Raw genomic sequence first — 12,174 nt, forward strand, 5'->3', positions numbered from 1 at the left:
TCACTTCACTTTCAAACACTTATTTTTAAATACATATCCCTCATTTTCCAACTTAGCTCGTAATCCCGCTTCTGTCCGATTTATCTTTTGCGCTGCTGCGGATAAGCTAACACCTTTTTCTAACAACGTAATAGCAATTTTTATATCCGTTTCGCTATACTTATTACTCTTATGTGTAGTTATCGGTGTATTATCCAACCCCAAATCATAAATTTTTCTTTTGATCGCTGCATGATTTCGATTGATTCGTTTCGATATATCTGAATAAGTATATTTATCAGCTTTTAGCATTCGTTTAAGTTCTGCTATTTCCCACGATGCCCATCGTCTTCTTTTATCAGTTCTTGCGACATTATTCTTTCGTGCTATCTCAACCCATTTAGGCTCTTTCCCCATCGAGAAATAAGGGAAGTCATTCCAGTCTATTCTCCCCTTATTTTGTTCTGCCCATTTCCAAAAACCGTCTAAACTAACCGTTCTATATTTCTCTTTCTTTCTTGCAGGAAATTGACAATGCTTTATCCAGTATTCGACAGACGACCTGTTTATGTTCGTGTAATAACAAAAATCTGCCACTGTAACACTAGAAGCAACATCATTTTTTCTAAGTCCCATTTTTTGCGCCTTATTAGTTACTGAACCGACATTTCTACCAAGTTTTCTTGCTATTGCTTCATCTTTTGAAATACCGTATTTATCTTTTAAATAATCAGTTTCTTCAGTCGTCCACTGACGTCGCATTTTTATACCTCCAATTTATTCATCACTAAACTCTTAACTGAACACCCGTAAAAATCACACAATAGTTCATCAAAATATTGAATCGTCTTAACCGTTATAATTCGTTTCCCATTTCGAAGTTCTCTAACAGTGCTTCGTTCTGTTTTAAGTTCTCTACTTAACTTACTGTTATCTGTTTTTGTTTTTAGCATGAATTGGTTTAAGTTATGACTGAAGTTATCAATCACATCATTTCGATTATCCAATTCACTAATAAATTCATACGCTTCTCTGTAATCTTTATTTTTATCAGCTAGTTCTTTAATCGCCTCTAATTCATTCTGTAAGCTAACAACTCGCTCTTTGTAATTCTTTAAATCATGATTTATTGTTTTACAGCTTACTTTGCTTTTATATTCTTCATATCTGTTTCTAACCCTAACAACTTCCGATTCACTTGCTCTCAATTCACTCTTAAACCGGTCTAAATCTTCCGTAGCACGTTCATATTTACGCGTCGTATCTCTTGCACTCAATTTAGCTGCATCACGCTCACGTGTTAATATATCGACTTGTCCTTTAAACTCTTGAATTGTCTTTTCGTAGTTCGTAATATTTAACGCTAGCTCATTCGCTAGTTCGTTACGTTTCTTTTTAGTTAGTAAAATCATTAGTTTTCCTCCTTCACTTCACAGTCACTCTAACTGCTTGAAATTCATAATAACCACGCTTCGTTCTAATTAATTGACCTGTTTCAACTAATCTTGATAGTTGACCAACTGCTTCATTACCAACTTTTTCTCCAATTTCTTTAGTCGTAGCACCATTATTTTCTCTAACAAAAGTTACTACTTTATCTCTTATCGCTATTCCCCATGCCGTTTGTGAGTTCATTATTATTCCTCCAACTCTTTTAAATATCTAGTAACTTCATAACCTCTTGATTTTTTATCGTTTCGAACCATAAAAGTCACATAAGAAGCATTAATTCCGATTATCTCTGCTACTTTATACGTTGACCCAACACGTGCAACTTCTTTTCCGCCTTTACTCACGATGTAAATATATTTACCTTTACAACCACCCGACGGTTCACGTTGAGCTAAACCTTTTTTAGGCTTAATCACTTTGGCGTTTTTGCGTTTATCTCTTCCAATCTCATTACGCAATTTTTTAATCTCTTTGCACGTTTTACAACTCTTCACATTGCATTTATTCGGTTCGCCATGCTTATCAACTAAATAAATTATTTTGTTTGCTTTTATGATTAAGTCAGACATTGTTGTCACCTAACACGATTTTTAACGCTTGTTCTGGACTTCTCGCAACTCCTGCAATCAATCCATATTTTTTCATGCGATCAATAAATATTTTCTGTGCGTCCCTAACCGTTCCTTTCGCATTTTTCACTTCAATAAAAAATATTTTTCCGTCAGATAAACGACAACCCATTAAATCTGTAAAACCTTTCGGCAGTCCTGTATCAAACCATCGACCGTCTTTCATCTGAACTTTTCCCACATTTGTTCTAAATACCAAACAATTATTTTTACCTAGTGCCAATCTAATCTCATTTTGAATCTCGTGTTCCGATTTCAATAAACACACCTCGTTTTTAAAAATTAGGGAGGGTACCCTCCCTGTCGTTCGTCCTTACTCTCCCAACGGATTAAGACATTTTAATTAATGATTAGGGAGGGTTTGAACGAAATTCCTATACTTTTATATATTTTTACTAATATTATTTTTATTATTAAAGTTATATTTAACTATCCCTACTATCCCTAAAAAGAATAAATAAATATATAAATATAGATATAATAAGGGTTTTCGACAGGGAGGGTTGAAATCAAAACTATCCCTAAACCCTCCCCGAACTATCCCTAAAGTATCTGACGGATATTATCGAATGCTCTTGCAGTCAATTTAATCCCCTCATATACCATGACACCGTTCGACTTTTTCTTGTTATACCTTTTACTTACTTCTTTACCGAATTTCGTATTACTAAAATCATGCTCATTATTTTCTTTCGCCCATTCACGATAAGCATTAAACAGCTCGCTAGCCTTAATTTTGTAATCTGGACCAGTTTCGCACTGTTCGTCAATAAATCGAGATATAACATCCATTTCTTGTCTATATTCTTTACTCGCTTCATAAACTGCTTTCGGTTGCTTTAATCCCTCTCTCTGCCACATTAAACAACCAGTAATGCACCAATTTAGTATGCCGACCATTTCACTTCTTAATTTATGTGGTAGATTTTTATCAACTTTATGATCTGGAATTTGTACTGTGAAAGGAATTAAATTTAAACGTCGCCAAATTCCATCGTCTGTTCCTCGTATAATAGGTTTGTGGTTAGTCGCTAGCCATAATTTAAACTCTGGTTCGAACTCGAATTCTTTACCGTATAAATGTCTAGCTGTTACTTTATCGCCACCAGTCAACTGTTTAACAAGACCTTCATCAAGCCTTACTCCTTCGTTAGGTTCTGAACTGGTAACTAACCTAGCACCTTTTAAGCGTGCGATATCTGAATTGGCGTTACTAGAATTTTGTTTAACCATGATTGTTTGCGCCTGCATCGTCATGGCATAACTACCCATGATTTCAGATATAATATCTAAAAATACAGACTTACCGTTTCGACCGTTACCGAAAAGAATAAACATTGATTGTTCTCTCGTGGACCCAGTTAGCGAGTAACCGACTGCTTTTTGTATGTAATGAATTAATTCTTCATCGTGTGCGAATATCTCACTAATAAATTCTTCCCATTGTGGGCAATCAATCGTGTCTGTGTATTCAACTGTTGAAATTCGTGTAAATAATTTATCTATTTCGTGGTCGAATAACTTGCCATCAGTTAAAGACAAGTAACCATTTTGCGTATTAAATAATGTTTTATCTTTATCAAATTCTTCTGGAAGAACTGCCAAGCGATGTTTTACTTCGTCCATCATAGCGTTCTTACCTGCGTTACCTCGTGAACGTTTAACGTGTTTATCCCACGCTTTTAAAATATTGTTTTTAGTATCTTCATCCATATCTTCCGATAATTCGATTGGCTCATTCTTCATGATTTCAACAGTCGTATCAATCATTTTTCTAACTTCACCAGTTAGATCCTCCTGCCACACTTTACCGTTGTAGTAATACCAAACTTTATTAATGTATGAGTATTTAACTAAGCTACCGTATATATCACAAAACCTATCCGCATTACCTGTATCATCGTAGGAATAAAACTTTCGTTCTTTCGGTTTATCTTCCTGGTCTTTAATATAAATCTTAAAATCAGTTTTTTGTTTCGGATTGTAGATTGAACTTGTTTCGTGAATTGCTTTATCTAACAATGCTTGACCGTATGTTTTCGGTCCTCGTTTTTCATCGTATTTATCACGGTACATTGCTGAATTTCTAAAAATTTCATCCATTTTAGAAAAATCTCTACCGCACCAAAACGCTAAATCGTTCGCAAATGCTAAATCCGCTTCTGACTGCGAATCATAAAACGATTCCCAACCACCGTCTAAAAACACTTGGAATCTGTTACCTTGTTTTGATTGCTTTGCTTTTTCGATGATTTCATCTACAGATAAATCAATTGTGGGCATATCTTTATCACGATTAAACTCGATAACTTTAGATTCACCTATGTAACGCTTGTATAAGCGTTCTACGGTCGTTTTCTTTGGTTCTGATATAGTTTTATACTCGCTTGCTATATTGCCTGTCATGACGAAGAAACGACCGTTATTGTATATCTCGACATCGCCTTTACGTCTGCGTCCTTCTGGCAATTCTCCTTTAGCGATAATATGAATACCTGTACCAGATTGTGAGTATTCCGAATATGATTTCATTGATTCGATAAACTCATAAATCATGTTGCTTTCAATGTCGCCTGTTAAATATCGTTGTATTTCTCCCTCTGCATTATCAATGTCAATTCCGAAGTACGGAGGTTTAAAGAAGAAACCTAAACCTGTACCGCCATATAAATGAATGGCAGAGAGTGCAGTCTGATAATCAGACCACGTACTCTCATCATTCGATTTAGCATGTTGACCAGTGTATGCATTGAAAGGAACTTTAGTATTTTTTTGACGTTTCTCATCCCAAACGAGTTTATAAATACACCAATGTTTGAGATTTTTTAATTCGTCTGGAATATGTTCGTACATGTTAATTGCCCCTTAAATTTATTTAGAATGGAAGATCATCTTCTTGAAGTTCAACTGTAGCTGATGCTGATCTTCCAAAACTTGGTTCATCACCTTTTTTGAATTGATGATTTAACACGCCTTGAACGCTTGATTTTTCCCAACGTTTCACATTCACGTTTTCGTAAGTTTTACCGTATATTCTGATGTTTCATTTTTAATTGTTACTTTTACTGGTTTAAGCACAAAGTCTGCTAGTAGTTCATCTAAACCGTTGTATTGTTTACCATCTTGAAGTTGTAATGATTGAGCAATTGCCATAATCATTCCCTCGTTATACTTACCGTCTTTTTTAGATTTCCAAACTTTAGGAAATACGTGAGCATTTTTATAAGGTTGATCCACATCGTTTCTTACAACTAAATCAATATTGATATATTCTGAACCACTTGGTGTAGCGTCCTCGAATGCTTTGTTTACAAATACCTCGTAAGTACCGTCTTTAATTCCACCTGTTTGAGTTGCTTTTGAAAAATCTAAGTTAAATGTTGTCATGTTTGATAATCTCCTTTTTATAAGTTAATTTGTTTTTCTGTGATTGTTGCGTTACATTCTGCGTATTTTCTTGAATACTCGATAACTGCTTTTTCAGCCTCTTCTTTAGTTAGATGAACACTGACACAAGTTGACCAAGAAATATCTCCGTCTGTGATTATGTAGATTGTTGTCATTATTTAGTCTCCTTTTTATTGTTTATTTAATATTCCTAATAATTTTGCTTGATGATAAACCCAACCTGGTTTATAACCTTTGCTCTTTGCTAATTCATGAAGCTCAGCCATATTTTTACAGTCGCTTGGCTGCTTAAAATTAAGCACTATTTTTGTTTCCCCTACCTTTACTAATTCAGCATCTTCATCTATATCTAAATGAGATTCTTTAAGTTCGATAGGTTGCTCCCAACCACAATGTGGGCATACTCTGCTTTCATTTTTTTCAAATACCATAAAGCAGTTCTTACATTCAACAACAGCTATGTCACTTTCTGTATTTGTTTTTTCTTACTTTTTAAATTCCATTCTCTATCCATATCAGGTAGTCCAAACGTACCGACATTTCCAACGTGGTCTATAATCACTGACCGTTTGCCTGGTTGGTATCTCATACCACGCATTGACTGTTGAATGTATAAACTAAGTGACTTAGTTGGTCGTAGCATGATTACCGTTGTGCAATCTGGAACATCGAAACCCTCACCGATTAAATCGACATTGCATAATATTTTTATTTCTTTTTGTCTGAATTTTTCGATAATTTTTCGCGTTCTATTTTAGGCGTCTTAGCGTCGATATGAGCCGCTTTATATCCATTGCGATTAAATACATCCGCTGTGTGTTTACTTGCTTCTATCGAGTGACAATACGCTATTGCTTGCTCGTTATCAGCTAACTGTTTATAATGCTTAACTACATCGCCATAAATCCGTTTTTCGATTGCGTTATCCATTGATTTTTTTGTAAAATCTCCAGTGCTTGCTTTCTTTAATACGTCTGTATTGATTAATTTAGGTGCGTAGTATTCATATGGTGCCAGGCGTTCGTTTTCGATTAACCATTTAACTGATGGTCCTTCGATTAACACATCATTCACATCGCCTAACCCACTACCATTCAAACGTATTGGTGTGGCAGTGAAACCGAGCTTTCTAACATCTTTAAAATAGTCGTATATCTTTCTGTAACTACTTGCTAAACCATGATGGTTTTCATCTGTGATGATTAAATCTGGTTTAGGTATTTTGTCTAGCTTATTAACAATCGTCATAACCATACCGAATGTGACATGATTTAGGTCTACACCAATCATTTCGAACGTTCCTTTGATTTGGTCCAATAATTCTTTTCTGTGGACCAGGAACAACACGTTTTTCTTATTACTTGCAGCCATTCGTGCAATCTCTGCAATCATGACCGATTTTCCACTACCACAGCCCGACACGATACAAGGTGAGTTATAACCTTTTATATATGCTTGACGTGTGCGATTGACTAAGTCTTGTTGGTAATCATATAGTTTCATGAATAATCAACTCGTTTTGTTTACATCCTGGTCTATCATCTAGTTGGTTTTTCGCATAAGTTGAGTTGCTAGCTGTTAAGATATACCCACGTTCACCATCTTCTTTAACGATTAGCCGACCAACGACATCACATAAACCGAGAATATTATTTCTAATCCGTCTGTTAATTTGTGGAAGAACAATTGAATATTGACTTCCGTCGTAATCTTGAAATAAATCAAGTTCTTCCCAAGCTAGGAAAAATATATTTGAATTTAACGATTTTAAATATCGCAAACTGTTAACTAATTTAAATTGCATATATTGATAATCACCTTGTGATGGGACACCGTTATTTTTTCCTACTGCTCCTAGACTAGAAAGTATGCAACGTTCTAATTCTGTAATATTATCCACGACTATATTATCGTATTTACCTTTGTAGTTTTTAACTAATTCCGTTAATGTTGCTCCCCAGTCATTCCATGTATCGATATTATCGATATATATAATGTCGATGTCTGACGAACCTTTTAAAACGTGTGATGTTCTATCGACATCAAGCACTAATGTTTTACCTGGTAAAAATTTAATAGTGGTCGTTTTCCCTTTTCCTGGTGCACCATATAATAAATAAGTTCCTTTTTTATCTGCTATGTTTTCAGAACTGACTATATTTAATGCCATTCATACCAACTCCTTATCTAATTCTTATTGATCGTGTCTGTTGCAATTCTGCTCCAAATATTTCTTCACCACGTTTCATATCTTCTAATAATTCTTTTTTATTTAACTTCGGCTCCTGCTCAACGAAGTAACCTTTAGGAATCATTTTTTCATCTACTATTTTCACTGAAACTGGATTGTTTTGAACGCTAACTTTAAACGTCTTACCTTCAATTTTATCGAGTTCATTATTCTCTAAGTCGTACTGTAGACGTTCCTTAATACGTTTGATGTTGTTTTCAATTGCCTGTCTACGTTGCTTAATTCGTGTCTCTTCTTCTTTGAATGCTTTGACATCGTTTTCCATCGCTTTGATTAATCTAGCTGTGTTATCAACCTTTTCCTCTAGCGGTTCTTTAATAGAATCTAACGTGTCTTTTAACGTTTGTTCGTCTAGTTCGTCAGCCAAATCAAGAACGTATTTGTAATTGCTTGTTAGCTCATATAGATTCGCCATTTTTATATTCCTCCAATTCGTGAGCTATTTTTAATAAACTTTCAATTGTATCGTCTAGTGTTAGTTGTGTGTACTCGTCTAATGCTTCGAATTTATCTCTAACAACTGGTATATCTGAATCTTGATAAATCAGCACATTGTTATCACTACATAGTTCAAACTTAATTAGTCCACGCGAACGTTTAAATTCATCGTCAAGGACTAGCGTGTCTTTGTCCCAATAAATTGCCATTTTAATTCCTCCACTTTTCTGATATACTTAAGTCAAATTTATATATTTATGTTCTCTAGTTAGTTTTTCAGCACTAGCTAGATTTTTTTACACCCTCCTCTGCACTATCAGTGGTTCTGGATAAGTATTTTTGCATTTTACATTTGCGCTACTTTTATATTTACCTTGCAATCTTAAAAACAATGCTGATTTTGTGTTAGACATCATATAAATGCTTTTCGTTTTAATTCCTACCGCTATCCACACGCTTCTCACTCCTTTCATGGCTTCTTATGTCATAAGTAAACAACCACATTAGAAATACTGGCACGGCTACGATTAATACTTTTTCACCGAATAGATAGTTGGCTAGCATGCCGATAAAAAACGTTACTAACGCATAACCATTGATACGTGATAAATAAAATTTCATGTTATCTCCTCCTAAAGTTTTAAAACACTGTGGAATTCATTAGTTATCTCGTTTAACGCCTCTCTGTAATCTTTTATAGTTTGTACATCGGTGCCTTTCCCATAAACGTAATTCTTTTGAATCCCTTTCAATGCATGTTCTAAACTTGGGAAATATCCCACAAGAGTAGTAGACGGTTCGTTGTTCTTATTAACTTTTACTTCCATATTTTCATCACGTAACATTTTTTCAACTGTCACGTTGTTTTCATCACTTTTTATTAAATAATCTTTAACTCGCATATTTATCATTCCTATTTCCTCCTATCAAGTAACATTAAACTTGCTACTAAAATGACGATTAATATTATTGTGATCCAGTCGTGCATTTTAAACCTCCTGTTTTTTCTTGTTACCAAATTGGTGCGTTCTTTTCGAAAAAATTTTACCTATTGGCATATCTAATTTTTCAGATATATCAAACATCTCATCGCTAGTAAACGGATAATCGCCACGTTCTTTTTTAGAATATGTATCAAACGACATTCCAAGCATTTCAGCGAACTCTTTTTGAGTCATGCGATATTTCTGTTTTCTAATATAAATTAAATTTATTTGCATTTCGCAACTCCTTTCTATTAATTAACTTGTCTATATCATAGCACCGATTCGGTAACATGTAAACACTTTTTTTGTTATTTTAACTTTTTTGTTCCATTTTGGTGCTTTTTATGTTAACATAATTTCAAGACATATAAAGGAAGGTAAATAAAATGGAAATAAAAAAGTTTATAGGAGAAAAAATAAAATATTATAGAGAAAAAAGAGGTCTTACTCAAGAAGAGTTAGCAAAAAAATTAAAAACTTCAAGACAAAGTATCAGCAGATATGAATCTGGCGATAGAGCGACTAATCAAGATTTTTTATTCGAATTAGCTGATATTTTTGAAGTAAACATAGATGATTTCTTCCCACCTAGAGAAAACTTTGTAACAAAAGTCCAAGAAATTATAAATATACCCGTACTTGGAACTATAACTTGTGGTGAACCTATTCTAGCAGAAGAAAATATCGAGTCTTATCGAGAAGAAGTGGCAGACTTAACGCCAAGCGGGACAGTATTCTTTTTGGAAACAAAAGGCGATAGCATGGTGCCTACGATACCAGAGGGATCATTCGTCCTTATCAGACAACAAGAAGAAGTAGAAAACAATGAGATAGCTGCGGTTTTAGTAAATGGAGATACTGAAGCAACTTTAAAACGTGTTAAATATCAAGGTGATACCATGATATTAATGCCAGATAATAAGAACTATGAACCTATCATTGTTAACGAAGACTACCCAGCAAGGATAATTGGGAAAGCTGTGAAAGTAAGTATTGACCTTTAAACTGATAAGTAATGACAACCTATAAAAAGTAACGCTTGACAATAGGCACTGTAAAAGCGGTGCCTTTTTTGGTATTCTAGATGAAAAGGAGTGGTTAACTGTGGGATTATTTAAAAAGAAAAAAGATAAACATCCAGAATTTACAGAAACTTATAAAGTTGGAAGTAAAGCGTTGTTTGATGACAATCATAAATTATTTAAAGGATGCTTTACTACTTTTGGATTAAACGCTAATGAATATATAGAGTATAAAGATATTGCTGATATAAGTGTAGTTGAAGACGGAAATACTACTTCAAAAAGCGGTGTAGGTGGCGCTATTGGCGGTGGGATATTATTTGGTCCTGCAGGAGCAGTGATAGGCGGTTTGGCTAGTCGTGGTAAAAAGAAAAAAGATTATGTGGAAAAATTACATATAAACATCATTTTAACAAACGGCGTCGTCAAAACGATATACTTAATTAATTCCAAAACAAATAAAAATTCCTTTTTATATAAAGAGCTATACAAAGATTTTTTAGCAATTGGCAGTAAATTAGAATCAATCGTTAATGTTAATAATAATATACCTACACAAGTATCAACAAAAGATAAACTGTTCGAATTAAAAGAATTGTTAGACGCAGGGATCATTACACAAGATGAATTTAATAACGAAAAAACTAAAATTTTGAGTAGGTCATAACTATGAAAAAACAAACAATATTAAATGCTGTCCTTTCTCTTTCTTTGCTAGGTGTAGGTGGTTTTAGCGTTTATAAAATAGATGACAATCAAAAAGAAATTGCGAAAGCAGATATTAAGATAAATGAGTTAAAAAAGACTGCAGACAGCAAAACGAAAGAAATAGATAAATTAAAAAAAGAAGTCGACGATAAACGTAAAGCGTTAGATAGTAAAGAAAAAGAATTAGAAAAAACTGTCGAAACAAGTGTAGAAGAACCTACACAACAAGGAACACCAGTCCAAACTGAAACTAAACAAAACAATCAAACAACTCAATCTGTTCCCGCTACTGAATATAAAGTTCCAAGTGATCAAGATAATAAAAAGATGGCTGAACAATATGCCGAAGAGCAGGAGAAACAAAACGAGCCTGTTTATGCCGTTTATAGCGATAACTATAGAAGTTTATTTTTATTTGCTGAAGATAACGGAATATCACTCGGTCAACTCTACGATTTAAATCCTCAATATAAAGACGTAAAAGACTTTATCAAAGGTCAATCATATCGTGTTAAATAACCACTCAAACGAGTGGTTTTTCTTTATATATCAGTTCACTATTATAAAAACACACGTTAATATTAATGAACTCACACCCCATTCTCTTTATAAATATTAGTTTACCAGTATTACCAGTTCATTATTATCATCATATTAGTGAACTCTCTATTATCTTACCGACTGGGGTATCAGGAGGTTTTGGGCAAACTCTGCCCTAGAAAAAAGTAAAAATTTTATATTTTGGTATAAACATCGCTTCACTTTACGTTCTCATCTTACCCTTGAACAACTCATATAAGTCCTACGTTGAGATTAACATCGGGTCAACGCTCGAAAAACACCCCTGGAATTTAACTTATATTGAGACGTATAAAAACTCTATACTAGTGAAGTCCGCAAAAGACTTCCTCCCCTACCGTTTTTATTAATGGCTAAATGGTCGTAGTCACCGTTTCCTTACGTTAAATACCGCCTGTGCTCGCCTTGTACAGCCGACTTCTAGTCTTTGACACATAGGGCATCTAGATTTCCCCTTCTGGCATACATAGGTATGTGCGTGAGTGCCTATGCTTTGCTGGTATTTATTTGAGATTATCATTTTACGATGACGTTTTATATAGTTTTAGTTAAACGGTATTTTAGTATTATTGTATGAAAAAATACTCGAATACTTGCATACCTTTTTACATTTGCATACTTGCATACTTTTATACTTGCATACTGTTGTAAATGCTAATACAACAAGTTTATCCTTTTGCATACTTGAATACTTGAATACTTTACTACTTTACTACTTTACT

Annotated in this window: 18 protein-coding genes and 1 pseudogene; 3 read left to right on the forward strand and 16 right to left on the reverse strand. The window is 34.1% G+C overall.

Annotated features, from left to right (window positions below; all coding sequences use genetic code 11):
• The 16 genes and pseudogenes from MN187_RS10430 to MN187_RS10500 form a co-directional block, all read right to left on the reverse strand.
• A complete protein-coding gene (locus MN187_RS10430; protein ID WP_242094717.1) occupies positions 1-741 on the reverse strand; it encodes a hypothetical protein in 741 nt (246 codons plus the stop codon).
• A gap of 2 nt (positions 742-743) precedes the next feature.
• Positions 744-1,391, reverse strand: a complete 648-nt coding sequence (locus tag MN187_RS10435; protein WP_242094719.1) for a coiled-coil domain-containing protein — start codon at positions 1,389-1,391, stop codon at positions 744-746.
• A 13-nt stretch (positions 1,392-1,404) separates the two neighbouring features.
• A complete protein-coding gene (locus MN187_RS10440) occupies positions 1,405-1,614 on the reverse strand; it encodes a type IV toxin-antitoxin system AbiEi family antitoxin domain-containing protein (protein ID WP_242094721.1) in 210 nt (69 codons plus the stop codon).
• Between the two features lie 2 nt (positions 1,615-1,616).
• Positions 1,617-2,000 carry a hypothetical protein gene (locus MN187_RS10445; protein WP_242094723.1) on the reverse strand — a complete coding sequence of 128 codons (384 nt, stop codon included), beginning with the start codon at positions 1,998-2,000 and terminating at the stop codon, positions 1,617-1,619.
• Positions 1,993-2,319, reverse strand: a complete 327-nt coding sequence (locus tag MN187_RS10450; RefSeq protein ID WP_242094726.1) for a VRR-NUC domain-containing protein — start codon at positions 2,317-2,319, stop codon at positions 1,993-1,995. Before MN187_RS10450 ends, MN187_RS10445 begins: the two co-directional genes overlap by 8 nt.
• Before the next feature lie 284 nt (positions 2,320-2,603).
• The gene (locus tag MN187_RS10455) at positions 2,604-4,913 is read right to left on the reverse strand and encodes a phage/plasmid primase, P4 family (protein WP_242094728.1); all 2,310 of its coding nucleotides are present in this window, start codon (positions 4,911-4,913) and stop codon (positions 2,604-2,606) included.
• A 22-nt stretch (positions 4,914-4,935) separates the two neighbouring features.
• The gene (locus tag MN187_RS10685) at positions 4,936-5,064 is read right to left on the reverse strand and encodes a hypothetical protein (protein WP_371821063.1); all 129 of its coding nucleotides are present in this window, start codon (positions 5,062-5,064) and stop codon (positions 4,936-4,938) included.
• Between the two features lie 2 nt (positions 5,065-5,066).
• Complete coding sequence (locus MN187_RS10460) at positions 5,067-5,447, reverse strand: DUF669 domain-containing protein (protein ID WP_371821064.1); 381 nt, start codon at positions 5,445-5,447, stop codon at positions 5,067-5,069.
• A gap of 17 nt (positions 5,448-5,464) precedes the next feature.
• The gene (locus tag MN187_RS10465) at positions 5,465-5,623 is read right to left on the reverse strand and encodes a hypothetical protein (RefSeq protein ID WP_242094730.1); all 159 of its coding nucleotides are present in this window, start codon (positions 5,621-5,623) and stop codon (positions 5,465-5,467) included.
• 15 nt (positions 5,624-5,638) lie between these two features.
• Positions 5,639-6,971 (reverse strand): annotated as a pseudogene (locus MN187_RS10470) (DEAD/DEAH box helicase).
• Complete coding sequence (locus MN187_RS10475; protein ID WP_242094732.1) at positions 6,958-7,638, reverse strand: AAA family ATPase; 681 nt, start codon at positions 7,636-7,638, stop codon at positions 6,958-6,960. The pseudogene MN187_RS10470 and the gene MN187_RS10475 overlap by 14 nt, the downstream one beginning before the upstream one ends.
• Positions 7,639-7,651: 13 nt before the next feature.
• Positions 7,652-8,134, reverse strand: a complete 483-nt coding sequence (locus MN187_RS10480) for a siphovirus Gp157 family protein (RefSeq protein ID WP_242094735.1) — start codon at positions 8,132-8,134, stop codon at positions 7,652-7,654.
• Positions 8,118-8,366 carry a hypothetical protein gene (locus MN187_RS10485; protein ID WP_242094737.1) on the reverse strand — a complete coding sequence of 83 codons (249 nt, stop codon included), beginning with the start codon at positions 8,364-8,366 and terminating at the stop codon, positions 8,118-8,120. The genes MN187_RS10480 and MN187_RS10485 overlap by 17 nt, the downstream gene beginning before the upstream one ends.
• A gap of 223 nt (positions 8,367-8,589) precedes the next feature.
• Entirely contained in the window at positions 8,590-8,778 is a 189-nt protein-coding gene (locus MN187_RS10490; protein ID WP_242094738.1) for a hypothetical protein, read from the reverse strand.
• An 11-nt stretch (positions 8,779-8,789) separates the two neighbouring features.
• Positions 8,790-9,068 carry a hypothetical protein gene (locus MN187_RS10495; protein ID WP_242094740.1) on the reverse strand — a complete coding sequence of 93 codons (279 nt, stop codon included), beginning with the start codon at positions 9,066-9,068 and terminating at the stop codon, positions 8,790-8,792.
• A gap of 78 nt (positions 9,069-9,146) precedes the next feature.
• Entirely contained in the window at positions 9,147-9,377 is a 231-nt protein-coding gene (locus MN187_RS10500) for a helix-turn-helix transcriptional regulator (protein WP_242094745.1), read from the reverse strand.
• A gap of 152 nt (positions 9,378-9,529) precedes the next feature.
• On the opposite strand from MN187_RS10500, the gene MN187_RS10505 reads away from it, so the two are divergent.
• The 3 genes from MN187_RS10505 (at position 9,530) to MN187_RS10515 (ending at position 11,392) form a co-directional block, all read left to right on the forward strand.
• Entirely contained in the window at positions 9,530-10,147 is a 618-nt protein-coding gene (locus tag MN187_RS10505) for a LexA family protein (protein ID WP_242094747.1), read from the forward strand.
• A gap of 100 nt (positions 10,148-10,247) precedes the next feature.
• The gene (locus MN187_RS10510; protein WP_242094749.1) at positions 10,248-10,832 is read left to right on the forward strand and encodes an SHOCT domain-containing protein; all 585 of its coding nucleotides are present in this window, start codon (positions 10,248-10,250) and stop codon (positions 10,830-10,832) included.
• 2 nt (positions 10,833-10,834) lie between these two features.
• Entirely contained in the window at positions 10,835-11,392 is a 558-nt protein-coding gene (locus MN187_RS10515) for a hypothetical protein (protein WP_242094751.1), read from the forward strand.
• Positions 11,393-12,174: the final 782 nt, after the last annotated feature.

It is taken from the genome of Vagococcus sp. CY52-2 (genome assembly GCF_022655055.1).
GTDB lineage: Bacteria > Bacillota > Bacilli > Lactobacillales > Vagococcaceae > Vagococcus.

What these genes read in the sequence shown, in the direction of transcription:
- MN187_RS10480 (WP_242094735.1), bottom strand. Translation starts at nt 8,134, where the DNA reads ATGGCGAATCTATATGAGCTAACAAGCAATTACAAATACGTTCTTGAT.
- MN187_RS10440 (WP_242094721.1), bottom strand. Translation starts at nt 1,614, where the DNA reads ATGAACTCACAAACGGCATGGGGAATAGCGATAAGAGATAAAGTAGTA.
- MN187_RS10475 (WP_242094732.1), bottom strand. Translation starts at nt 7,638, where the DNA reads ATGGCATTAAATATAGTCAGTTCTGAAAACATAGCAGATAAAAAAGGA.
- MN187_RS10515 (WP_242094751.1), top strand. Translation starts at nt 10,835, where the DNA reads ATGAAAAAACAAACAATATTAAATGCTGTCCTTTCTCTTTCTTTGCTA.
- MN187_RS10485 (WP_242094737.1), bottom strand. Translation starts at nt 8,366, where the DNA reads ATGGCAATTTATTGGGACAAAGACACGCTAGTCCTTGACGATGAATTT.
- MN187_RS10460 (WP_371821064.1), bottom strand. Translation starts at nt 5,447, where the DNA reads ATGACAACATTTAACTTAGATTTTTCAAAAGCAACTCAAACAGGTGGA.
- MN187_RS10490 (WP_242094738.1), bottom strand. Translation starts at nt 8,778, where the DNA reads ATGAAATTTTATTTATCACGTATCAATGGTTATGCGTTAGTAACGTTT.
- MN187_RS10465 (WP_242094730.1), bottom strand. Translation starts at nt 5,623, where the DNA reads ATGACAACAATCTACATAATCACAGACGGAGATATTTCTTGGTCAACT.
- MN187_RS10455 (WP_242094728.1), bottom strand. Translation starts at nt 4,913, where the DNA reads ATGTACGAACATATTCCAGACGAATTAAAAAATCTCAAACATTGGTGT.
- MN187_RS10445 (WP_242094723.1), bottom strand. Translation starts at nt 2,000, where the DNA reads ATGTCTGACTTAATCATAAAAGCAAACAAAATAATTTATTTAGTTGAT.
- MN187_RS10505 (WP_242094747.1), top strand. Translation starts at nt 9,530, where the DNA reads ATGGAAATAAAAAAGTTTATAGGAGAAAAAATAAAATATTATAGAGAA.
- MN187_RS10435 (WP_242094719.1), bottom strand. Translation starts at nt 1,391, where the DNA reads ATGATTTTACTAACTAAAAAGAAACGTAACGAACTAGCGAATGAGCTA.
- MN187_RS10500 (WP_242094745.1), bottom strand. Translation starts at nt 9,377, where the DNA reads ATGCAAATAAATTTAATTTATATTAGAAAACAGAAATATCGCATGACT.
- MN187_RS10495 (WP_242094740.1), bottom strand. Translation starts at nt 9,068, where the DNA reads ATGATAAATATGCGAGTTAAAGATTATTTAATAAAAAGTGATGAAAAC.
- MN187_RS10430 (WP_242094717.1), bottom strand. Translation starts at nt 741, where the DNA reads ATGCGACGTCAGTGGACGACTGAAGAAACTGATTATTTAAAAGATAAA.